We start from the raw sequence: 22,237 nt of genomic DNA, 5'->3' as shown, positions 1-22,237 counted from the left end.
CTCATCGGCTCGCCCCTTTACCAATGGGATACGGGTCGGCGCGTTCATATCGCGTTGCAGGGGGTGACGGAGGCACATTTCGCCGTCGCCGGATCGGAGCGCGCATTGGTCGTCCCGGTCGTGGGCGGCGAGGCCGTGGTGCCCTCGCTCCTGCTTACTGCGGGCGTTGACATGGCCGTTTGGGCGAGCGATGGGCGCGACACGCACGCGCGCGCCGTGCTCAAGGTGCGCCCGAGGGCCAAGCCGGACGGCTACATCTACACCGATGACGAGGTCAAGACCTGGGCTGATGTCGAAGATTGGGTGCGAGAGCAACTGAAGTCCGCAGGCGAGCCCGGCACGAAGTGGTATGTCGGGGGCGGCACCCCCGCCATAGGTGGCCGCGTTGGGGACCTCTACCTCGACAGTGAGACCGGCACCTATTATCGCTACGGCGAGAAGGAGTAACAAATGGCAAACACATGGAACCAGGTCGGCACGCTCATGGGCCCGCAGGGGCCGAGGGGCGCGACCGGCGCGACCGGCGCCAAAGGCGGTAGCGTCAGGGTCGCGAACATCGACGTGAAGAGCAACAGCGACGTTGCCTTCTCCGCGCTCAAGCCTGCCGACGGCGTGCAGGTCGGCGACGTGGTCATCGACGCCAACGGCGACGTGTACGCTATCGCGTCCGTGGACTCGGCGGGCAGCACCGCGCACGTCGGCGAAGCCGTCGAGGGCGTAAGCGTCAAGGGCCCGCAAGGCCCCAAGGGCGACGTGGGCGAGAAGGGCGCCGACGGCACGTCCATCACCGTCAAGGGCGCCGTCGCCGACAAGAACGCCCTGCCTGCAGATGCGGCGGTCGGCGACACCTACGTCACGAGCGATAACGGCCACATGTGGGTCAAGACGTCGATGTCCGGCGACGCCCAGTGGACAGACCTCGGCGAGATGAAGGGCCCTAAGGGAGACAGGGGCGAGAAGGGCGCCACGGGTGACAGGGGCGAGAAGGGCGCCACGGGCGCGCCGGGCCCGGCTGGTCCCGGCATTACCTTCGGCCAGGGTGCTCCTACGTCCGCCTCGCAGGAGGGCGCGGTCTACATCGACACCGCCGACGGCTTCAAGGTCTACCAGTACGGCCAGACGGCCTAGCGAAAGGAGCTCATCATGGCATGGACGAACATCGGCTCGCTCAAGGGACCCAAGGGCGACAGGGGTGCTACCGGCGAGACCGGACCGCGGGGCCCGCAGGGAGAGAAGGGCGTCACGGGCTCCCAGGGCCCGACCGGCCCGACGGGCCCGAAGGGCGCGGACGGCACCTCCGTCACTGCGGGAACCGGCGCCCCGAGCGGCGTCGCGGTGGTCGGCTCGGTGTACATCGACGCCTCGACCGGAAACCTGTACACCTATAAGGCCTAGCTGGGGTTGCGCTATGGCCTGGACAAAGATAGGCAACATTAAAGGACCGACCGGGTCTACGGGTCCTCGGGGCCCGCAAGGGCCACAAGGCCCCGAGGCCTCGACCGCCAAGGTGTTCCTCGCCGCCCATCCCGTCGGATCTCTCTACATGGAGAGCCAGGGGAAGAACCCCGGCGCCACCTATGGCGGCAAGTGGGCCATGCGAGACAGCCAGAACGGCTTTATATGGGAAAGGACGGCTTAAATGGAGATTGTGACCGGCAAAGCGGGCGTGCCACACGTCAGCTCGGCCGACGACGGGCGTCGCATTGCGGGCGAAGTCGGCACTGGCAGCTATGTGCTGCAGACGGGCGGCAAACTTGCCCCATCTCTCGTCGACGCGAACACCGTCCGTATCGCGACCGGCGACATGATCGTGCAGGGTCGCCATATCGGTGTCACCGCGCCCGAGGACGTCAAGGTGGCGAGTGGCTCGCAAGGCAAGAAGCGCATGGACTACATTTGCGTCCATTACACCCGCGATGTGAGCGGGTCCAGCCCGACCCTTGTCGAGACGGTTGAGTGGAAGGTTCTCCAGGGAACCCCCGGCTCGAGCGCCGTCGCGCCGTCGGTGCCGAAAGGCTCCATCCTGGACGGTGATGCTGACGTGACGGTCCCGATCTGCTCGGTGACATTCGACGGATTGACGACGGGTCAGCCTAAGCTTCTCATCCCCGAGCTGACTCCCCTGGCAGACCTCGGGGATTCTGTATCCCAAGGCCGCGACCCGTCGCTCGACCGCAGCGGGACTGCCGAGGGATGGAGCTATTCACTTGTTCATATCGAACGCGACAACTATATGCTGACGATCCAGCGTACCCTGAACCCTACGCCCGCGTACACCGAGTTCATCCTTCCGTTCCATCTGGAGACCGCTGTTCGTCTGTATGGCAGGCTCATGGTCGCCACCACATACGTCGGGGCAACGACGGCATCTATCAATACCAACGGCCTCGTGCGCGTCAGCGGAAGCGGCTATGGGGCGCCGGCGACTACCGACCTGTACGGTCTGGTTATCCTCGCCTAGGCCCCCAATGTGATGATGTAATTCAGCCTTATGGCGCCGGTCGTGCCGCTCAGATGGGCATCAATGTGCTTCGTGTTCGGGTCGTAGATGACGCCCATGACGAGGGCGCCGGTCGCGTTACCGTCCGCGTTTATGACCGAGATGCAGTCTTTGCTGTTGTCGAACGCCCTCCCCGCGATCTCCTTAAACTGCTCCGGGCCGAACACCATCACAGCATTGAAGCCACTTGCGTTGCGCACCACTGAGCCGCATATGACCTTGGGATACTCGTTTTGGGATACAGAATGCTATACGTTTACCGTTCCCAGCATTCTGTATCCCCGACAGTGCTTTACTCGGATGGTTCGTGGCTCGTAGTGAGCTCCGGGATGCTCGGTATAGCCATCGCGAAGAATGTCAAGGTAACCGGCAGTGGTTGGACTATGACAAAGTGTCCTTACATCCTACCGCTGGATAAGAGGCCGAAAACAGGGTTTCAGGCCCCTGCGTATGCCTACCCAAACGCCAATGTTCGCATCATTATCGATGACACGGGAAAGATTACGATCGGTAGCGGAGACAGTTACAACATTGATTCGATTGTCTACGCGTTCGCTGTGTGGATGGTCGGCGTGTAGCATTCTGTATCCCAGGCTAGGATCAACTGGAAAGTCCCTTACTCTAGCAGCACGATTCAGCTGGAACGTATAGGCAAAGCCGTTTTCTGCCACGGGAACGTAAAGTTCAGCTCTTCAGGACAGTGCAACTACTCCACGGCCAGCGAGACGCTTCCGGTTGGATTCCGGCCGCTCTCCGGCAATACCCCTGCGGTTTTCTCGTTGGCCGGCAATTTCGCCCTGCTGTTCGACGAAAACGGCAAAGTCTCGATGTTCGGAAACCCAAACAGCGCCTACGCCTGCTGCACTGGCTCATGGGTCACCGGCGATCCTTTCCCTGCTTAGTCGGCATGAGGGCCGATGTAAAGGACGTGTGGCTACTTCCATCTTCCGCGAACAAAATAGCCTACAGGGATGTCCCCTCTCTCCTTTGCATCCGCAACAGCGCAGCTGACAGTGCTAATTGACGCTTTATCTGTCGGGTAATACGGGTACAGCGCCGGCGCGAAGTAAGCGCCACCAGAAACAATCACGGTGAAGTCATCGTATGAGTTGACAGGCTTGACCAGTGTAAACGGCAAGCTTATCTCAGGTAGCCAGAAGGTTCCTGTCCGAGTAAGGCTGTGCTTTGCCGTGCCGTGGCATTCGGCGGTGCCGTCTGCGTACTTGGTATACGTCCATATGCCACTCGTGCCCCTCTCGACGATTTGGGATACAGAATGCTAAGAAGGCAGAACATCACGTTTGCTGTTCCCAGCATTCTGTATCCCAGGCCGTCGTCACAGCTCCAGCCAACGGCGTCACTTGTGTTGGCATCGGGCGCATCGTTGTCGTCCAGCTGAAAAACATCTCTCTTACGGGACATACCGGTCGCACCGTTTGTCAGCTACCTTTTAAACCGGTGACGGAGGCGTTTGGATGTCTTAACGTGGGCAGTGCCTCTGGCTACGTCAAGATCAATACAAATGGAATCGTCTTCTGTTTCTCCATGACGTCTGGTGACTTCTCCGGTCAGGTCGTGATCTGCACCTAAAACACCATGAAAACTGCGCTATATGTTGAGGCTTCGGCCATGAGGAATAGCTTGCCGTCCGTATAGTAAGCGTGGACATCAAATTTAAAGTTACCAGTGCTGTAGCAGCAGTCAGCGCACATTCCGGCGTTGGTGCATTCCTCGGCAAACATTGACGTGGAGAACAAGGTCGATGCTAGAGGGCGCCCTTGATAGACGCAGACGAGCGCCGCCATCCTGTTTGGCGGCATGTCGTAGTTGAATATCTGATAGTTCTTCCCCATATTCGTCTTTGCCACAATTCTCGGGGATACAGAATCACCCGGCTAGTATTAGCCGCTCGACCTCGCGCTGCGCATCCTTGCAGATGCGCGGCCTCGGCACGATGTAGTGCTCGTATGCCGTGCCGATATCGGTGTGCCCCAGCATCATGGCCACAGTCTCGATACCCACGCCTGCCTCCACGGCGAGCGTCGCCCACGTGTGGCGGCATTCCGTCATCGAGGTCCAGGCGGCGCCGGCACGGCGGCAGGCGGACTTAATGTGCCGAGCGATGGCGTCGGGCGACAGATCGCACAGCCAGCCCGAGCGGCCCTTTCGCAGCGCGCGCAGGCGCTTGACCGCGAAGCGGGGGAGCCAGCAGGACCGCGCGGAGCGCTCGGTCTTCGGCGCCTCGACGACCTCATTGCCGCGCACGACCTGCCTCGAACGGCGGATGCGGACCTCGCCGGTGCGCAGGTCGATGTCCGACCACTTGAGGCCGCACGCCTCGCCGCGCCGCAGCCCGAGGGTTACCGAGCAGATCGCGACCGCCTCGCACTCGTGTCCCCACAGCGCGCGGAGGTAGGTGCGGACCTGGCTTGCCTCCATCGTGCGGGGGCGGTGCGCCGGCTTGCGCGGCAGCTCGACACCGGCGGCGGTGGGGTCGTACATCCGCACGCCGAGACGGCGGATGGCCCAGCGGATAACCTGCCGCAGGGTCTTGTATGCCTTTTCGGCGGCCCCCGGCAGCTCAAACGAATCGATCCAGCCCTGTATGCCCTCGGGCGTTATCGCCTCGAGTTCCAGCTCGCCCCAGCGAGGTAGGACGTGCAGCGCTAGCGCGCTCTCGTATCCGGCCAGGGTGCAGGCGCGCAGCCTGCCGCGCTTGTCGTCCATGTACCTCGAGGCGGCCTCTGCAACTTTCATCATGCTCTCCAATCCCGTAAATCCCAGACGCGTGGGCTCTCAAGGAGAGGATACGCGCGTGGGATTTCTGCCACGAGAGGTCGAGAGAAAGGAGTCTAAATGGCATTGATCGGGACCCTTGTCGGGCCCGCAGTGCGCCTGGCGACAGACGGGAGGGGTCTCCCGATTCTCGCGTCTGATGAGCCTGAGGTCCCCGAGGGTTTCAAGGCGGACATGGCGTATGAGCAGCGGGGCGGTTCCATCTACCAAGTATGGAGTGTCGTGCCGGACGGGGTGCGCGATGACGCGGTTCGGCTTGCTGCCATGTCCGCCGAGACTCTCGGTGACGAGGACGCGCTGAAGGTACCCCAGCTCATCCGGCCGTGGTATGTGGGTGAGGCCTCGTATGCCGCCGGCGCGCGCGTGGCATATGGAGGCGACCTGTACAAGTGCCTGCAGACGCATGCGCCCCGTATCGGATCTGAGCCCGATACGGCACCGGAGCTTTGGGAAAGAATCAACCATTAAGGAGAAAAATGTTTTACGGGCAATTTGTATCTGGGTCTGTCTACCTGACCACGGACGGCTCCGGCCTGCCGATTCGCGAGGCGGCGGAACCCAACCCCGGCGCCGGTTACCACACGGTGCTCTCCTATGAGCAGCATGACGGCGCCATCTGGCAGGTGTGGACTCTCGTCCCCGATGAGGGCACGCCGCAGGACGCGGCCCTCATGCTCGCCCAGATCCAGGCGGCCGCCCTCTCCGACGATGATGCGTTGAAGGTTCCGGCGCTCTATCCGCTCTACGCATGCGGTCACGTCTATGCGCAAGGAGACCGCGTGCTCTGGCAGGGCGCGCTCTACAAGGCTATTTCCGGCCACACAGCGACTGCGGCGGATCCCGCTTCCGACCCCCAGCACTGGGCGAAGGTCGTGGCGTCAACGGCCGGTGGCGAGAGCGTTCCCGAGTGGGTCAGCGGCAAGTCCTACGCCAAGGGCGACCGCGTCACCAAGTACGGCCAGGTCTACGAGTCGCTGATGGACGGCAACACAATCGAGCCGGGCACGTTCGGCAGCGAGTCTGCATGGAAGCAGCTGACGGCCTAGTGGGGGCATGCGAATGGAAGAACTAGCCAGCGCGGCCGTCCAGTGGGCCGTGCCGGTTGTCCTCGCGGCCCTCGCGGGTGCGCTCATGCGCCTGTACCGGCTCATGGACGCGATGCAGGAGGGCACTCGGACGATGCTGCGAAGCCGCCTCGTGGACCTCCATGAGCGCTACGTGGTCAGCGGCAAGGGTTGCCCCGACTGGGTCAAGCAGGAGGCCTCGCAGGTCTACGGGGCCTACCACGGCATGGGCGGAAATGGCACCGGCACCCACTACTACCAGGAAATCGTCAACGCCCCCATCAGGGGAGAATCGGAGGACTAGCATCATGGAGAAGTACGAGGAATGGGCAATCGCGGCCCTCACCCGCGCCGTCAAGACGGCTGCTCAGACGGCGGTGGCGCTCATCGGTACCGGGAGCGTCGGATTCACGGACCTCGACTGGGTGCAGGTCGCGAGCGTGGCGGGCGTCGCCGCCGTCGTGTCGCTGCTAACCAGTGTCGCGACCGACCTGCCAGAGGTTGGCGGCGCGCAGCCGGGACCGTCTCACGAGGGCGGCGAGGAATAGCGTGGCCAAGCTGTTCGTCATCTGCGGGCACGGCGCCGGCGACCCCGGCTGCTGCGCCGGCGGGTACACCGAGGCCGAGCGCGTGCGTGCGCTCGGCAGGCGCATCAAGGAGCTTGGCGGCGATCAGGTGGTGCTTTGCGACACTTCGCGCAACTGGTATGCGGACGGCGGGCTGAACAGCCTCAAGGCTGACGGTCCCGTCGTTGAGCTGCATATGGATGCCAGCGGCCTCAAGACACCTCACGGTGCCCATGTGATCATCAGCTCGAAGTTCAGCCCGGACTCCTACGACAAGACGCTGGCGGACAAGTTGTCAGCATTTATGCCGGGACGGGCGCAGAAGCTCGTCAAGCATTCCGACCTCGCCAACGTCAACAGGGCTGCCGCGCGCGGCATCAACTACCGCCTCGTCGAGAACGGCTTCATCGACAACGGCGGCGATTTGCAGAAGTTCAATGAATACCTCGATGACCTGGCCCGAATCTACCTCGAGAGTTTCGGAATCAAGGTATCGAATTCCGCACCCGTTCAGCAGGCTCCCGCGAAGCAGCCGACCCAGCAGGCGACTGAGACCGAGAGCTTCGGAGGCCGCTACCGCTGCACCGTCTTCAAGCTCAACGTGCGCTCGGCGCCGTCCCTCTCCGGGTCCGTGGTGGCCTCCTACAGCAGGGGGCAGACTGTCGTGCTCGACGACTGGTATAAGTCCGCGGACGGCTTTATCTGGGGACGCTACACCGGCGGCAGCGGGAAGATCCGCTATGTTGCCGTGGGACGCGCCACTGGCAAGCCCGAGGCCGACGACTACCTCGTCAGGGAGTGACATGAAACCGAGAGAGAAGATGCTCAGCCTCGCCTATGCGATCGCGTGCCTCATCGCAATGTCTGCGCTCATCATCATCGTCTGCTCAGCCTTGGCGCCCAAGAATGCCCAGGCGGCATCTGACATGACTGTCATGGACCAGTCGGAAGGCCCCCTGTACGATCTGCCTGGTGGAGTCAATTCGTACATCGCGACCGAGCGCTCGACGAATCGAGCCTACATCGTGGTCGAGAGCGACCGCGGCATCGCGATCACGCCGTACCTCGACGAGGACGGCGACCAGGTGGTTATCGCCAGACCATAAGGACAGGCCCCTCCCCGGTAGTCCCGGGGAGGGGCCTCTTTGTGTTAATAAATGGGGATATTTCGGGCGCACGCCCGCGTGGCTTTCATATCCCCAAATTATCCTAAGTGCGCGTGCTAACCCGTTTTTACGCGCTTCTGCCGTTGTTGTCGTACTTAAACCAGCAGGTAAACGGCGTGTTCGTTTTTGTCGTTCCTACAGGTCAGTACTGCCACATATGGTTGACGGGGCCGGAACCTTTGCCCATGTCAAAGCCGGCGGCGAGAGCGCCGGTTAGGTAGGCCTTGCCGGCGTTGACGGCGTCGGCAAGATCCATGCCTTGGGCCAGCGCGCAGGCGATGGCGGACGAGAGCGTGCAGCCGGTGCCATGCGTGTTGCTGGTCTCGATGCGCTTGTGGCGGAACCACGTGGTGAGCGGATCGCCCAGGTGGTTGCCCTCGTCATCGAGCGGTTCGGGCTCTGCTAGCACATCGTTGGCCTCGTTGACAAAATGACCGCCCTTAACGAGGGACGCGCAGCCAAAGCGGCGGGTGAGGAGCATGGCAGCGTTTTGCTGCGTGCGCTCGGAATCGACCTCGTAGTCGAGCAGCGCCATGGCCTCGGGAATGTTGGGCGTGATGACGGTCGCTAGTGGGAACAGGCGACGTGTGAGCGCCTCGGCGGCATCCTCGGCAATGAGGCGAGCGCCCGAAGTGGCGACCATAACGGCGTCGACGACGATATTTTGTGCGTTCCAAGTACTCAGGCGGTCGGCGATAACCTCGATAATCTCAGCAGAGGAAACCATGCCGATCTTGACGGCGCTGGGGCGAATATCGTCAAAGACGGCGTCAATTTGCGCAGCGACGATATCGGGGGAGATATTCTGCACGGCGGTGACACCGAGCGTGTTTTGTGCGGTGATGGCTGTGATGGCTGTCTCGGCATACAGACGGTGCGCCGTGATGGTCTTGATGTCTGCCTGAATGCCGGCGCCACCGCTGGAATCGGATCCTGCGATGGATAGAACGGCTGGTACCTTACTGCGATCCATGTTCGCTCCCTTGTCCGGTCGAATTCAAATGGGTCTTTTACCCCGCATTATAAAGTTGCCCGGGCCGGCTGTATGCCGATCCCGGGCGGGCGGTGCAACCTTTACGTAAATGTAAGAAAATGTTCACATGTCAACAATTGACGAACACCTTGTGGCCGTTTGTGGCTCCGGTGACGAGTTAGTCCTCCATGCCGAGGTCGATCGTCGTGCCTTCGAACACCTTGTTGACGGTGCGGACGGCGCACATCTTGCCGCACATGGTGCAAGTGCCCTCGGTGGCGGCGGGGGATTCCTCGTAGCGTTTTTTGCCGGTGACCGGGTCGAGGGCGCACTTCCACATGGCGTCCCAGTCGAGCTTGCGGCGCGCCTGGCCCATCTTGTCGTCCATGTCGCGGGCGTGCGGCACCTTCTTGGCGATGTCGGCGGCATGCGCGGCGATCTTGGTTGCCATGAGGCCATCGAGCACGTCCTGGGCGTTGGGCAGGCACAGGTGCTCGGCGGGCGTCACGTAGCACAGGAAGTCGGCGCCGGAGCTTGCGGAGATGGCGCCGCCGATGGCGGCGGTAATGTGGTCGTAGCCCACGCCGATATCGGTCACCAGCGGCCCCAGCACATAGAACGGGGCGTTGTGGCACAGACGCTTCTGCAGCTTCATATTGGCGGCGATCTCGTCGAGCGCCATGTGGCCCGGCCCCTCGACCATAACCTGGACGCCGGCGGCCCAGGCGCGCTTGCACAACTTGCCGAGCTCAATCATCTCGGCGGTCTCGGTGGCGTCGTTGGAGTCGTAGAGGCAGCCCGGGCGGCAGGAGTCGCCGAGCGAAATCGTCACGTCGTACTCATGGCAGATTTCGAGCAGCTCGTCAAAGTACTCGTAGAAGGGATTTTCGTTGCCGGTGACCTCCATCCAGCCAAACAGCAGCGAGCCGCCGCGGCTCACGATGTTCATCAGGCGGCCGGTCTCCTTAAAGGTCTTGGTGACCGACTTGTTGATGCCGCAGTGAATGGTCATAAAGTCCACGCCGTCCTCGGCGTGCGCGCGCACGACCTCGAACAGGTCGTCCTTGGTGAGTTTGACCAGCGGCTTTTCCATGTAGCCGATGGCGTCGTACATGGGGACGGTGCCTACCATGAGCGGCGTCTCGTCGATGAGCTGCTGGCGGAACTGGCGCGTCTTGCCCGAGTTGGAGAGGTCCATGATGGCGTCGGCACCGTAGTCCTCGGCGATCTTGACCTTCTTCCATTCCTCGGCGGCATCGGCCTTGTCGCCCGAGATGCCCAGGTTCACATTGACCTTGGTGGACAGGCCCTCACCGACGCCAAAGGCGCGCATGCCCTTTTTGATGTGCACGATGTTGGCGGGGATGGCGATGCGGCCGTCGGCCACGCGCTCGCGGATGTACTCGGGATCGCGATGCTCACGCTCGGCGACTTCCTTCATCTGCGGTGTGATCTGCCCGGCGCGGGCGAAGTCGATTTGCGTGACGAGCTTGGGCTCGGTCTGTGTGCTCATTGGCACGGCTCCCTTCGTTGGCATTACCCATATCAGGTTTGCGGGTCAGGGCGGGCGCGCCCAATCTCAGCCTGCCGTCTTGTCCCGCAAGCTCCCCGTTTATGTAATGGGCTCAAGTATAGCTCGAATGGGTACGATTGGCCTAACGAGCGTGCCTGTGAGGAGGCGAACATGGAAGACAAGCATCTATATCGAGAGACGCAATGGGATGTATCGGCCGAGGAGGGCCGTGCGCACCATGGGTTGGTCGCGATTGGCTTTGCGGTGCTTGCCGTGCTGGTGATTGCCTTTTGTATTTGGACGTTTGGCGGTCGCGGCGGCGCTGCCTGGGAGTTTGAGGCCGATGATAGCCTAGCGATTATGGCGGTGAGGAGTACTGGCGGTAATGCCAATACGCTCGCCATTCCGGGCGATTATTGGTACCCGCGCGATGAGTTTGTGCAGTTGCAGCTGAGTGGTGGGTCCATTCCAGGCGAAGAAATCGAACGCGTGACGTTTGACGCGGCGCTCAAAACGCTGACGGTGAAGCTCAAAGATCAAGGGGATGTGCCCACGACGATGGATATCGCGCTGACGGAATGGCGCCTGGAGCCCCCGTCGGGCGTCAAGGTGTCCGAGGTGGAGCATGTCAAGATTACCTATCAGGACGGCACGACAAATGAAATTGCCAAAGCCGACGGCTTGGCGGAATAGACGTCGTGCCTAGGCAGTACATTCAAGAGTAGCGGTGGTCCTACAAGGCCTGTTCGTTCAGGAAGACCAAAGTGTTTTTATTTGAAAGCTCGGGAAGGTGACGATAGCCAACGTCGAACGCGGTGAGCCCGCTTACATCCTCGAGCTTGTTTTCTGCCATCCAGCGCACCATGGAGCCGCGCGCCTTTTTGCTGGCGGTCGAGCGCTGGATGGGCTTGCCGTTGCGGATGCCTTCACCAAAGAGGCATGTGACGACCGTGACATCGGTGGTGAGGTGGGGCAGAACGGCTTTGGCGTATTCCGCGCTGGCGAGATTGACGATCGTAGCGTTGGAGCTCGCCGGAGCGATGGTCCGTGCGAGCTTGTCGCCCCAAAACGCGTAGAGGCCTCGGGCATCGTCGACGGCAAGCTTTGCGCCCATCTCCAGCCGATACGGTTCAACGGCATGAAAGGGGCGCACGCATCCGTAAAGGCCCGAGAGGATCCACAGATGGTCCTGCAGCCAGTCGAGCTGTGCGGCATCCATCACCTCGGGCGCCATACTCTGGTATTGAATGCCGTGATAGGACATGACGGCAGGGGAGAGGTGACGGGCGAGTGCAGGATTGTCGAGATCGCCGTTTTTCAGGATGGGCCCGAACTCATGCAGGGTGTTGAGGCAAGGCCCCAGCAGTTTGTCACTCACGTTCCATAGCGTCTGCAGGCCGCCGCTGCCTTCATTTCGTTCGATATCTAGCAGTGCGCGGTGGAGGCGAGCCGTCTCGTGCGCAAAAGGTGGAATGCCCAGGACTTCAAAAGCATCTTGGGCCGCGCGCATCTGCTTGGCGGGCGAAATGATGACCTGCAGCATGGACTCTCCTCTGCCAAAAAGGAAGTTGCGGTGGAATACGGTCTGTTTTGGCCGTTTATGGGCCAGTTTAGTCCGTATTTCACCGCAACTGATGAAGGGTTGGTTAGGCGCGCTCGAGGAAGGCCTTGTAGCCGCGGTAGGCCTCGTAGATGTCGGCCTTGTTGGCGACCTCCCACAGGGCATGCATGGACAGAACTGCAACGCCGGAGTCGATGACGTTCATGCCGTACTTGGCCATGATGTAGGCGATGGTGCCACCGCCGCCTGCGTTGACGCGGCCGAGCTCACAGGTCTGGAAGTCCACGCCTGCCTCGTCCATGATGTCGCGGACGAGGGCCACGTACTCGGCGTCGGCGTCGTTGGAGCCACCCTTGCCGCGGCTGCCCGTGTACTTGTTGAAGCACAGGCCGCGACCCATGAAGGCGGCGTTTTTGGTCTCGAACTTGCCGGCATAGCCCGGGTCGAAGCCGGCGGACACGTCAGAGGATAGCATGCGGCTGCGGGCGAGTGCGCGGCGCAGGGCAAGCGGGCTGTCCTCGCCGGCGAGCGTCATGATCTCGGCGACGGTGTTCTCGAAGAAGCGACTCGTCATACCGGTGGCACCCACGGAGCCGATCTCCTCCTTGTCGACGATGAGCGTGATGCTCGTGCGCTCCACGTTGGCGACGTCGATCTGGGCGAGCATGGAGGGGTAGGCGCAGACGCGGTCGTCGTGGCCATAGCCCAAAATCATGGAGCGGTCGAGGCCCATGTCGCGGGCGGGGCCGGCGGGCACGACCTCGATCTCGGCGGAGAGGAAGTCCTCCTCCTCGACGTCATACTGCTCCTTGAGGATGTCCAGGAACATCTGCTTGACGGGCTCCTTGGGGGCGTCCTTGTCGTCCTCATCGAACTTGACGGGACGGCCGCCCACGATCACGTCGAGGATCTCGGCGTCGACGGCGTCCTTGGCGGGCTTGGCCATCTGCTCGCTCGAGAGGTGGATCAGCAGGTCGGAGATGGTAAAGACCGGATCGTCTGCCTTGTCGCCGATGTTGATGTCGACGGTGGTGCCGTCCTTTTTGCAGATGACGCCCACGAGTGCAAGTGGGGAGGCCACCCAGTGGTAGCTCTTGACGCCGCCGTAGTAGTGCGTATCGAGGTAGGCCATGTCGCCGGCCTCGAAGGCGGGGTTCTGCTTGAGGTCCAGGCGCGGCGAGTCCACGTGGGCGCCCAGGATGTTAAAGCCCTGCTCGAGCGGGGCGGTGCCCAGGTTGACGAGCATAAGGTCCTTGCCGTGGTTGGCGGCGTACACCTTGTCGCCTGCCTTGAGTTCGCGGCCTTCGGCAATCACGGTCTCCAGATTGACGTAGCCCGCCTCCTCGGCCATCTTGATACCGGTCTTGACGCACAGGCGCTCGGTCTTGTTCTCGCTCAAAAACTGCTTATAGCCGCGGCAAAGCTCCTCGAGCTCCTCGATTTGCTGTGGCGTGTACTTTTTCCATGCGCAGGGACGCTCCATGACGCAGGCTCCTTTCGGATCGATCGTGCTGGTTGATGTACCGTGAGCCATCGTATCACGCGCGGGCCCGCGGCGGCAGGGAAGCCTGATGTGCGGTGGCCGCGGGGCGGGGAGCGTGTAAACTGGAGTGAGCAAACCGTGCCCAGCCCAAAGCGAGGTATTCAATATGTCTGACAAGCGCCGTATCTTTGCCGTTATCGACGGCAACTCGCTCATGCACCGTGCCTTTCACGCCGTGCCGCCGACCATGAACGCGCCGGACGGTCGCCCCACCAACGCGATCTTCGGCTTCCTGAACATGTTTCTCAAGATGATCGATGCCTTTAACCCCGACGGCGTGGTCGTGGCGTTTGATAAGGGCAAGCCACGCGTGCGCATGGAGATGCTGCCGCAGTATAAGGCGCAGCGCCCGCCCATGGACCCCGATCTGCACGCGCAGTTTCCGATGATCAAGGAGCTGCTCACCGCGCTCAACGTGCCGATTCTGCAGTCCGAGGGCTGGGAAGGCGACGATATTCTGGGAACCATGGCGCGCCTGGGTGAGGAGGCCGGCTGCGACATGCTGCTGGTGACCGGCGACCGCGACATGTATCAGCTCGTGACCGAGCACGTCAACGTGGTCTCGACTCGCAAGGGTCTGTCCGACGTGGCGATCATGACGCCCGAGAGCGTGGATGACCTGTATCACGGCATTACGCCGGCGCTCGTGCCCGATTTTTACGGTCTGAAGGGCGACACGTCGGACAACATTCCCGGCGTACCGGGCATCGGCCCCAAAAAGGCGAGCGCGCTCATCGCGCAGTACGGCAGCTTGGACGAGGTCATCGCGCATGCCGACGAGGTCAAGGGCAAGATGGGCGAGAATCTGCGTGCGCACATCGACGACGCACTGCTGAGCCGCAAGGTTGCGACCATTCGCACCGATGCGCCTGTCGAGCTCGACTTTGACGCGACGTCATTCCCGGCGTTTTCTGCCGACGAAGTGTCCGCGTCGCTCGGCACGCTTGGCATTACGGCCATGCAGAACCGCTTCCTGGCGCTGATTGGCGGCGAGGGTGGGGCTGCGGCCGCTGTCAGCACGTTTGAGATTCCCCCTGTTTTGCGTGCCGCCGACGGCGATGCCGAGGCGCTCGCTGCCGCTGCTGCCGAGATCGCTTGCGCGATCGAGACAGGCGAGTGGGTCGCCGCCGTGGTGGACGATGACAAGGAGGAGGGCGCGCTTTTTGGCCTGACGCGTACGTTGTGGCTAGCGACGTCCAAGGGGCTTTTTGCGCTCGAGGAGGCCGATGGCGGCACGCCCGCCGCTGTCGAGGGCTTCAATTTAGCCCACGGTGTGATCGCTGGTGTGCTCGCGCGTCTGTTTATGGAGGGCCGTGTGGCGAGTCCGGACATGAAGGCGCTGCTGCACGAGCTTTCGCCTATCGATTCCTCTGAACCCGAGCTCATGGATTCGCTGTCTGCCGATTCCACGCGCATCTTCGATACCGTGGTTGCCGCTTACCTGCTGGATTCCGACCGCTCCGAGTTCGATGAGGCGTATCTGGCCGATACCTATCTGCAGATGGCGCTTCCTGCGGCGCGCGGTGCAGAGGGTGCCGGCGAGGACGCCCCCGCGCCTGCCGCTCGCACGGCGGCCTTGACGCTGGCGCTGGTCGCACCGCTGCGCGATCGCATGACCCGCGAGAACGCCGCCAACGTGTTCGACGGCATCGAGATGCCGCTTGTGCCGGTGCTTGCCAAGATGGAGCGCGCGGGCATGCTCGTGGATCCCGATCGGCTGCGCAGTCTGTCCGAGGACCTGGCGACCCAGATCACCGAGGTCGAGCGATGCATTCGCGACCTTGCCGGTGACGAGACCTTTAACATCGGCAGCCCCATGCAGCTCTCGCATGTGCTGTTTGATGTAATGGGCCTTCCGACCAAGGGTCTCAAAAAGACCAAGCGCGGCTACTATTCGACCAATGCCAAGGTACTGAGTGATCTTGCCCGCGACCACGAGATTGTTCGTCTGATCTTGGACTGGCGCGAAAAATCCAAGATCAAGTCCACCTATCTGGACACGCTGGGCCCGCTGCGCCGTGGTGACGGCCGCGTGCATACCACGTACAACCAAACCATTACCGCAACAGGGCGTCTGTCCTCGAGCGACCCGAACCTGCAGAACATCCCGACGCGCTCTGAGCTGGGCCGTACCGTCAAGACGGCGTTTTCGGCAGGCGAGGGCAGCGTCTTTTTGGCGGTGGACTACTCGCAGATCGAGCTGCGTCTGCTGGCGCATCTTTCGGGTGACGAGCATCTGGTACGCGCTTTTAACGAGGGCGAGGACTTCCATGCCGAGACGGCCGCGCGCGTGTTTGGCGTTCCCGTGTCCGAGGTAACGCCCGACCTGCGCAGCCGCGCCAAAGCCGTGAACTTTGGCATTGTGTACGGTCAGCAGGCCTACGGTCTGTCGCAGTCGCTGCACATCTCGATGGCCGAGGCGCGTGGCATGATCGACCGCTACTACGAGGCCTACCCGGGCGTGCGCACGTTCCTCGACAACGTGGTGGCGCGCGCCAAGGAGACGGGCTACGCCGAGACCATGTACGGCCGCCGGCGTCATATTCCGGAGCTCAAGGCCAAAAACCCGCAACTCCGCGGCTTTGGCGAGCGCACGGCCATGAACCACCCCATGCAGGGCACCGCAGCAGACATCATCAAGATCGCGATGGCCCGCGTTAGCCGTCGCCTGGAAGAAGAGGGCTTTGCCGCCCACATGATCTTACAGGTGCACGACGAATTGGACTTTGAATGCCCCATCGACGAAGTCGAGCGCCTGACGGCCATGGTCCAAGACGTCATGGAACACGTCGTAGACCTACGCGTACCCCTCATCGCCGAAGCCAGCACCGGCATAACCTGGGCCGACGCGAAGTAAAGGCCCATCCACAACCCCAAAGTAACAAAAGCAGAAGGGGGCTCCTTGCCAACAAGGAGCCCCCTTCATCCAATTAAAATCAGCCAAGTATCTAGACACCCAAGCCGCCATCTCGGCGGCAAGCAAAGTCAACATAGCCATGCCCGGGGCCGACCGTTTGATTTTTGTAGATTCCGCACGAGCCGAAGGCCACTTAATGTGGCCTTCGAGCGAGCCCAGGACCTGACCGAGCAAAAATCAAACGGCCGGTCCCGGGCATGGCGACGAGATAGATTAACGAGCCGCCAAGATGGCGTCGATGAGCGTCAGTACGCCCCCGTCGTTGTTGCTCGGAATACGCCACTTGGCATGCGCGTTCATGTGCTCCTCAGCATTGTCCACGATAAAGCTGTGACCGACGCGCTCGAGCATGGGGATGTCGTTGTAGGTATCGCCCACGGCAGCGGCGTCGGCAATATCGATGCCCAGGTGCTCGCACAGGTGCGCGACGCCGGCGCCCTTGTCGACGCCCAGGTTCATAAAGTCGATCCACTCGCGCCCGGCGTTGGTGACGTAGAGCTTGTCCGAGAACTCGGGGCTATAGGTCTCGCGAAACGCGGGCTCGGCGTCGTAGCCGGGGAAGAAGACCGAGATCTTGTTGGACTCGATATCAATGCCCTCAAAGCTGTCGACATAGTTGATCGTGTTGTAGTAGACGCTGATCTCGTCGTGGTATTGATGGTCGCGGGCGAGCACGTAGAACTCGTCGAAGCAGCACAAGACGGGGACAGCGCGAGAATCCTCCGAGGCGCGGCTCAAGACCTGCTGGTACAGCTCCACGTCGATATTGCTCTTATAGATATAGCTGCCGCGATAGATCACGCACGCTCCGTTGTCGGGACAAAAGGCGAGGCGGTTCTTGATGCCCTCGAACATCTCCTCGAGCTTGGGGGCGGGACGTCCGCTGGCGGGGCAGAATACGATGCCGGCGTCGGCGAGCTTGTCCAGGCGCTCATCAAGACCCTGCGGCAACACGCGCTCGTCGGTGAGCAGCGTCTTGTCCATGTCGACGGCGATGAGTTTAATGTTGCCGATGTTGGCGTCTGATTCGTAAGTCTGCATAAAATGCGCCTTTCCGTTTCCAGATTGTTTCGGGCGTAATGACCCTCTGCCATGTAATCGTGCGTATTTTCGCAGGAATGGCGCGTATTTGCACTGCAATTCACAAACTAATGAAAAAACTTTTCAGAAATTTGAATTTGTCGCTTGTGCAGCAAGCACTTTATCGTAATATAGCGAACATCGAAAACGGAGACGGCAAAAGAGCCGCTTACCGAGGAAAAGGTACCGTTTACGATATTAGAATTGCGCCCGGCGATAGGTGAAAGGAGAGGCAGATGCAGTTCGTAAAGATCATCACTACTGCAGACAATGCCATCCGACGCCAGCGCGCAATTTCCCGACGACGATAACAATCGTCTCTGTCCGCATGGGGCGTAACGCCTCAACAGAGTCATTTTGAGGTCGTTGGGTTTTAGCACAACATAGCTGCATGTTTCTAGGGCATGTATGTGCTGATTTTTGCTATTTAACCTGATATTGCACGGTATATGACCTTGAAATGACTTGCAACTGACCGATGTTCTAACTAGCTACCAAGGGCGAAAGGAAACAGCCATGAGCAAGGAAAAAGTCGTTCTCGCATATTCCGGTGGTCTTGATACATCCGTATGTGTCAAGTGGCTCCAGGACGAGAAGAATCTCGATGTCGTTTGTGTCTGCGGCAACGTGGGCCAGGAGGAGACCGGCCTGGATGCCAAGAAGCAGAAGGCGCTCGACCTGGGCGTTCTCGATTGCCAGGTGCTCGATCTGCGTGACGAGTTCTCCGATGAGTTCCTGACCAAGGCCATCGCCGCAAACTCCATGTACGAGAACAAGTATCCGCTGCTCTCCGCTCTTTCCCGTCCGCTGCTCGCCAAGAAGCTTGTTGAGGTCGCCCACGAGTTTGGCGCGACCTACGTCGCCCACGGCTGCACCGGCAAGGGTAACGACCAGGTCCGCTTCGAGGCTGCCGTCAAGGCCCTCGACCCCGAGCTCAAGGTTATCGCCCCGGTCCGCGAGTGGGACCTGAAGTGCCGTCCCGACGAGGTCGCCTACGCCCATGCTCACAACGTGCCGGTTCCCGAGGGTGCTAACGACAACCCCTACTCCATCGACGACAATCTGTGGGGTCGCGCCATTGAGTGCGGCCACCTGGAGGATCCCTGGAACGAGCCGCTCGACGACGCCTGGGTTATGACCAAGAACCCCGAGGACACGCCCGACACCCCGACCTACACCGAGATCGAGTTTGAGGCCGGCAAGCCCGTCGCCGTCGACGGCAAGAAGATGAAGCTCTCCGAGATCGTCATCGCCCTCAACAAGATCTCCGGCGATAACGGCTTTGGCCGTCTCGATCTGGTCGAGGATCGTCTGGTGGGCCTCAAGAGCCGCGAGTGCTACGAGGTTCCCGGCGCCCTGACGCTCATCACCGCCCACAAGGCGCTCGAGGACATCTGCGTCGAGGGCGACCTGCTCAAGACCAAGATCAAGCTCGAGCAGGATTGGGCCACCGCCGTGTACAACGGCCAATGGTACAGCCCGCTCAAGAACGCACTCGATGCCTTTATGGCCGATACCCAGAAGTTCGTGACCGGCACTGTCCGTCTGAAGTTCTTTAAGGGCAACTGCCATGTCGTCGGCCGCAAGAGCCCATTTAGCCTGTATGACTACGGTCTGGCCACCTATGACCGCGACACCACGTTTGACGAGAAGGCCAGCGCCGGCTTTATCGAGATCGATACGCTGTCGCTCAAGACGTGGGCTAAGGTCCAGGGTCCCAGCTCCGCTGCCGCTCAGGCCTAGCGCCTCCTTCCCTTGGTATCCGCGCGGCCCATCCGCGTGATACAAAACGGGCGCACGGGGTCCCTACCTTTCGTTATGCTTGCTGACACTTCTTAACATCGGTGGCCCCTACGTTCCGCCCGCATATATGATGCCGCGTCTGCGGCTGAGTCCGAGCCCCGCCGGGGTTGTCCGGCGGGGCTCCTTCTATCAATTTGGCGGCTCTGTGCCTATATATATGAGGAGTATCCATTATGTTCAATGCTATCGCGCATGCTTTGCTTGCCCTTGCGCCCGAGTTCGATGCTGCAAAGGTCGAGGACGTTCCTACGAGCCTGAAAGCCTGGATCGATGGATCGCAGGGCAACATTCGGAGGGAGACGTTGGGCGCCAAGTGCATGGCGCGTCACTTCTTTGCAAATTAGCTACATGGCCCCGTGCACGGTGGGGAATGTGCAAAACTAGCGGTTGAAAAATCGCTTTAGCGACATGGCGCATTACTTTGGGCGCTTGTTTTGGTATTTGGAGAAAGGGGACGGTTCCATGGCTCTTTGGGGCGGTCGTTTTGAGGCGGGCGTGGCCGAGGTCACGCAGGAGTTTGGCGCGTCGCTGCCGGTCGACAAACATCTCTATAAGCAGGATATCGCCGGCTCTAAGGCGCATGCCAAGATGCTGGCGGCCCAGGGCATCATCAGTGCCGAGGACGAGCGGGCGATTGCCGAGGGTCTGAGCGGAATCGAGCAGGACATCGATGCCGGCAACTTCACCTTCGATATCAACGACGAGGACATTCATATGTCCATCGAGAGCGAACTGACGCGCCGCATCGGCGAGGCCGGAAAGCGCTTACACACCGGGCGTTCGCGCAACGACCAGGTGGCGACCGATACGCGCCTGGGCGTCAAGGCGCTGGCCAAGGAGCTCATGGAGGCCAATCTTGAGCTGCGCCATGTGCTGGTGGATGCGGCCAAGAAGTACGGCAAGGTGATTCTGCCGGGCTACACGCACTTGCAACATGCTCAGCCCGTGCTGCTGTCACATCATCTGTTGGCGTATTCCTGGATGTTCGCGCGCGACTTTACGCGTTTGAAGGCCGCCTTTGATGCCGCTGACAACTGCCCGCTGGGTGCTGCCGCGCTTGCCGGTACGAGCTATCCGCTCGATCGCCAGATGACGGCTGCCGAACTTGGCTTTGCGGGTGTGATTCCCAACTCGCTCGATGCGGTTTCCGACCGTGATTTCCTCCTCGACCTGCATTACGCCGGCTCCGTCATGGCTATGCACCTGTCGCGTCTTTCCGAGGAGATCGTGCTGTGGTCGAGCTCCGAATTTGGCTTTATCACGCTTTCCGACTCCTATTCCACCGGCTCGTCCATCATGCCGCAGAAGAAGAATCCCGACTTTGCCGAGCTTATCCGCGGCAAAAGCGGTCGTGTGTATGGCAACCTGGTGCAGCTGCTCGTGACCATGAAGGGCCTGCCGCTTGCTTATAACAAGGACTTGCAGGAGGACAAGGAGGGCGCGCTCGATACCGCTCGCACGCTCATGCAGTGCCTGTCCGTTATGGCCGGTATGATTTCGACGTGGACCGTCAACGAGGACGCCATGGCGCGCGAGTGCGGCGTGGGGCACCTTGCCGCCACCGATGTTGCCGATTACCTGGCTAAGCGTGGTCTGCCGTTCCGCGAGGCACATGCCGTGGTGGGCCATCTGGTCCTGATGTGCGAGAAGCGCGGCTGCAATCTTGAAGACCTGCCGTTTGAGGTGTTCCAGGAGGCAAGCCCGCTCTTTGAGCGCGATATTACCGAGGCGCTCCACATCCCCTCGATTGTCGCCGCGCGCACGACCGAGGGCGGTACCGCTCCTGCCGCCGTTGCCGTGCAGCTTGAGCGCGCCGAGGCGCAGCTCGTGGCCGACGAAGGCGTGTTTGGATCGCTGACCAAGGTCGTCGAGATGGGTCACGGGGCAAAGTAGAGGTTTGGCTGAAGCCGTTTTGGCCATGTATTGATAAATCGGTTTCGCCTTACGGGCGCCTGCTGATGTGGGCGTCCGTATTTTGTTGCTATGGGGGAGGGGCTTGTCGAGAACTTCTGTAGGACCTTTGGGCAGGTTGTGAAGGGGATACGTTCGCGGGCGGCAATCGACCGTCTGCTCTGCTCGGTGCGGTTGATGGACAGTCGGATGGTACTCTAATCGGGCTTCGAAACAGAAGTGACACATATGGAACGCTTCAATAAATTGCAACGTTTCAATATACAGCTTTTTGTTTAACAGCAGCTAAAACTCTGTTACGATGCAGTCCAGGCGGGTGCCGGAATGGGACTTGGGCACGCGCGAACCTACTTGAAAGGCTACCTTATGGCTATCGAGAAGACCTTCATCATGATTAAGCCCGACGCCGTGCGCGACCGCAAGATCGGCGAGATCGTCGCTCGCATTGAGCGTAGCGGCCTTGTCATCGAGCGCATGGAGATGACTACGCTCGAGCGCGCTACCGTCGAGGAGCACTACGCCCATCTGGCCGACAAGCCCTTCTTTGGCGGTCTCTGTGACTTTATGACGAGCGGTCCGGTCGTCAAGATGGTCGTTTCCGGTCTCTCCGCTGTCTCCAAGATGCGCACCCTCATGGGCGCTACCAACCCGCTTGACGCTGCCCCCGGCACCATTCGCGGCGACTTTGCCGTCGATGTCAACGCCAACGTGATCCACGGCTCCGACTGCCTGGAGAACGCCGAGATCGAGATCAAGCGCTTCTTTGGCTAAACCAGCTTTGACTCCTTAAAGCTGTTAGCGTGTGGCTTGGGCGCCGCGGAACTCCATCCGCGGCGCCCTTTTA

General features: G+C 61.1%; 24 protein-coding genes. 16 read left to right on the top strand and 8 right to left on the bottom strand.

The window, feature by feature from the left end:
* The first annotated feature begins 63 nt into the window (after window positions 1-63).
* The 4 genes from I2F59_RS00825 (at window position 64) to I2F59_RS00815 (ending at window position 2,461) form a co-directional block, all read left to right on the top strand.
* Complete coding sequence (locus I2F59_RS00825; RefSeq protein ID WP_195502835.1) at window positions 64-447, top strand: hypothetical protein; 384 nt, start codon at window positions 64-66, stop codon at window positions 445-447.
* A gap of 3 nt (window positions 448-450) precedes the next feature.
* Window positions 451-1,128, top strand: coding sequence for a collagen-like domain-containing protein (locus tag I2F59_RS10025; RefSeq protein WP_271755769.1), 678 nt, complete (start codon window positions 451-453; stop codon window positions 1,126-1,128).
* Window positions 1,129-1,143: 15 nt separating this feature from the next.
* The gene (locus I2F59_RS10020; RefSeq protein WP_271755771.1) at window positions 1,144-1,395 is read left to right on the top strand and encodes a hypothetical protein; all 252 of its coding nucleotides are present in this window, start codon (window positions 1,144-1,146) and stop codon (window positions 1,393-1,395) included.
* Window positions 1,396-1,639: 244 nt separating this feature from the next.
* Window positions 1,640-2,461 (top strand): hypothetical protein, encoded by an 822-nt coding sequence (locus I2F59_RS00815; RefSeq protein WP_195502834.1) that lies wholly within the window; start codon window positions 1,640-1,642, stop codon window positions 2,459-2,461.
* Here I2F59_RS00815 and I2F59_RS00810 read toward each other — a convergent pair.
* The 3 genes from I2F59_RS00810 to I2F59_RS00800 all read right to left on the bottom strand — a co-directional run bounded on the left by I2F59_RS00810 (window position 2,458) and on the right by I2F59_RS00800 (window position 5,257).
* Window positions 2,458-2,703, bottom strand: a complete 246-nt coding sequence (locus I2F59_RS00810) for a hypothetical protein (RefSeq protein ID WP_195502833.1) — start codon at window positions 2,701-2,703, stop codon at window positions 2,458-2,460. The two genes, I2F59_RS00815 and I2F59_RS00810, sit on opposite strands and share 4 nt — an antisense overlap.
* Before the next feature lie 1,383 nt (window positions 2,704-4,086).
* On the bottom strand, window positions 4,087-4,353 hold the full coding sequence (locus tag I2F59_RS00805) for a hypothetical protein (protein WP_195502831.1): 267 nt from the start codon (window positions 4,351-4,353) through the stop codon (window positions 4,087-4,089).
* 34 nt (window positions 4,354-4,387) lie between these two features.
* Window positions 4,388-5,257 carry a tyrosine-type recombinase/integrase gene (locus tag I2F59_RS00800; protein ID WP_267473343.1) on the bottom strand — a complete coding sequence of 290 codons (870 nt, stop codon included), beginning with the start codon at window positions 5,255-5,257 and terminating at the stop codon, window positions 4,388-4,390.
* 99 nt (window positions 5,258-5,356) lie between these two features.
* Here I2F59_RS00800 and I2F59_RS00795 point away from each other — a divergent pair, with 99 nt between their 5' ends.
* Genes I2F59_RS00795 through I2F59_RS00770 form a run of 6 tightly spaced genes read left to right on the top strand, consistent with a single transcriptional unit; the run spans window position 5,357 to window position 8,032 of the window.
* Window positions 5,357-5,764, top strand: coding sequence for a carbohydrate-binding protein (locus tag I2F59_RS00795; RefSeq protein WP_195502827.1), 408 nt, complete (start codon window positions 5,357-5,359; stop codon window positions 5,762-5,764).
* Between the two features lie 8 nt (window positions 5,765-5,772).
* Window positions 5,773-6,342, top strand: a complete 570-nt coding sequence (locus I2F59_RS00790) for a carbohydrate-binding protein (RefSeq protein ID WP_195502825.1) — start codon at window positions 5,773-5,775, stop codon at window positions 6,340-6,342.
* Window positions 6,343-6,355: 13 nt separating this feature from the next.
* A complete protein-coding gene (locus I2F59_RS00785; RefSeq protein WP_195502823.1) occupies window positions 6,356-6,664 on the top strand; it encodes a hypothetical protein in 309 nt (102 codons plus the stop codon).
* Window positions 6,665-6,668: 4 nt separating this feature from the next.
* A complete protein-coding gene (locus I2F59_RS00780; protein ID WP_195502822.1) occupies window positions 6,669-6,908 on the top strand; it encodes a holin in 240 nt (79 codons plus the stop codon).
* Between the two features lies 1 nt (window position 6,909).
* Window positions 6,910-7,728: an N-acetylmuramoyl-L-alanine amidase gene (locus I2F59_RS00775; protein WP_195502819.1), complete on the top strand. Its 819-nt coding sequence runs from the start codon at window positions 6,910-6,912 to the stop codon at window positions 7,726-7,728.
* Window position 7,729: 1 nt separating this feature from the next.
* Entirely contained in the window at window positions 7,730-8,032 is a 303-nt protein-coding gene (locus tag I2F59_RS00770; RefSeq protein ID WP_195502816.1) for a cupin domain-containing protein, read from the top strand.
* Window positions 8,033-8,234: 202 nt separating this feature from the next.
* Here I2F59_RS00770 and thiD read toward each other — a convergent pair whose 3' ends face one another.
* Both thiD and thiC read right to left on the bottom strand, forming a co-directional pair.
* Window positions 8,235-9,065, bottom strand: coding sequence for a bifunctional hydroxymethylpyrimidine kinase/phosphomethylpyrimidine kinase (gene thiD, locus I2F59_RS00765; protein WP_195502814.1), 831 nt, complete (start codon window positions 9,063-9,065; stop codon window positions 8,235-8,237).
* Between the two features lie 178 nt (window positions 9,066-9,243).
* Entirely contained in the window at window positions 9,244-10,578 is a 1,335-nt protein-coding gene (gene thiC / locus I2F59_RS00760) for a phosphomethylpyrimidine synthase ThiC (protein WP_195502812.1), read from the bottom strand.
* A 171-nt stretch (window positions 10,579-10,749) separates the two neighbouring features.
* Between thiC and I2F59_RS00755 the strand changes: the two genes are divergently transcribed.
* Entirely contained in the window at window positions 10,750-11,271 is a 522-nt protein-coding gene (locus I2F59_RS00755; RefSeq protein ID WP_195502810.1) for a hypothetical protein, read from the top strand.
* Window positions 11,272-11,311: 40 nt separating this feature from the next.
* Here the strand turns inward: I2F59_RS00755 and I2F59_RS00750 are convergent, their stop codons facing one another.
* Both I2F59_RS00750 and I2F59_RS00745 read right to left on the bottom strand, forming a co-directional pair.
* Window positions 11,312-12,121 (bottom strand): YaaA family protein, encoded by an 810-nt coding sequence (locus I2F59_RS00750; RefSeq protein WP_195502808.1) that lies wholly within the window; start codon window positions 12,119-12,121, stop codon window positions 11,312-11,314.
* A gap of 103 nt (window positions 12,122-12,224) precedes the next feature.
* On the bottom strand, window positions 12,225-13,622 hold the full coding sequence (locus tag I2F59_RS00745; RefSeq protein ID WP_195502806.1) for an aminopeptidase: 1,398 nt from the start codon (window positions 13,620-13,622) through the stop codon (window positions 12,225-12,227).
* A 166-nt stretch (window positions 13,623-13,788) separates the two neighbouring features.
* Here I2F59_RS00745 and polA point away from each other — a divergent pair, with 166 nt between their 5' ends.
* On the top strand, window positions 13,789-16,539 hold the full coding sequence (polA, locus tag I2F59_RS00740) for a DNA polymerase I (protein WP_195502804.1): 2,751 nt from the start codon (window positions 13,789-13,791) through the stop codon (window positions 16,537-16,539).
* Window positions 16,540-16,812: 273 nt separating this feature from the next.
* On the opposite strand, the gene I2F59_RS00735 is transcribed toward polA, so the two are convergent.
* Entirely contained in the window at window positions 16,813-17,640 is an 828-nt protein-coding gene (locus I2F59_RS00735; protein ID WP_195502803.1) for a Cof-type HAD-IIB family hydrolase, read from the bottom strand.
* A gap of 555 nt (window positions 17,641-18,195) precedes the next feature.
* Here I2F59_RS00735 and I2F59_RS00730 point away from each other — a divergent pair.
* From I2F59_RS00730 to ndk, 4 genes are all read left to right on the top strand, one after another.
* Window positions 18,196-19,422 (top strand): argininosuccinate synthase, encoded by a 1,227-nt coding sequence (locus tag I2F59_RS00730; RefSeq protein WP_035138001.1) that lies wholly within the window; start codon window positions 18,196-18,198, stop codon window positions 19,420-19,422.
* 233 nt (window positions 19,423-19,655) lie between these two features.
* The gene (locus I2F59_RS00725) at window positions 19,656-19,826 is read left to right on the top strand and encodes a hypothetical protein (RefSeq protein WP_195502801.1); all 171 of its coding nucleotides are present in this window, start codon (window positions 19,656-19,658) and stop codon (window positions 19,824-19,826) included.
* Between the two features lie 118 nt (window positions 19,827-19,944).
* A complete protein-coding gene (gene argH / locus I2F59_RS00720) occupies window positions 19,945-21,375 on the top strand; it encodes an argininosuccinate lyase (RefSeq protein WP_195502799.1) in 1,431 nt (476 codons plus the stop codon).
* Between the two features lie 384 nt (window positions 21,376-21,759).
* Window positions 21,760-22,164 carry a nucleoside-diphosphate kinase gene (gene ndk / locus I2F59_RS00715; protein ID WP_055251725.1) on the top strand — a complete coding sequence of 135 codons (405 nt, stop codon included), beginning with the start codon at window positions 21,760-21,762 and terminating at the stop codon, window positions 22,162-22,164.
* Window positions 22,165-22,237 lie beyond the last annotated feature (73 nt).

Origin of the sequence: Collinsella aerofaciens (genome assembly GCF_015556945.1) — a bacterium.
In the GTDB taxonomy this organism is placed as follows: domain Bacteria; phylum Actinomycetota; class Coriobacteriia; order Coriobacteriales; family Coriobacteriaceae; genus Collinsella; species Collinsella aerofaciens_AO.
The sequence above is the reverse complement of the archived record's forward strand: the minus strand, read 5'-3'. Positions and strand labels throughout refer to the sequence as shown.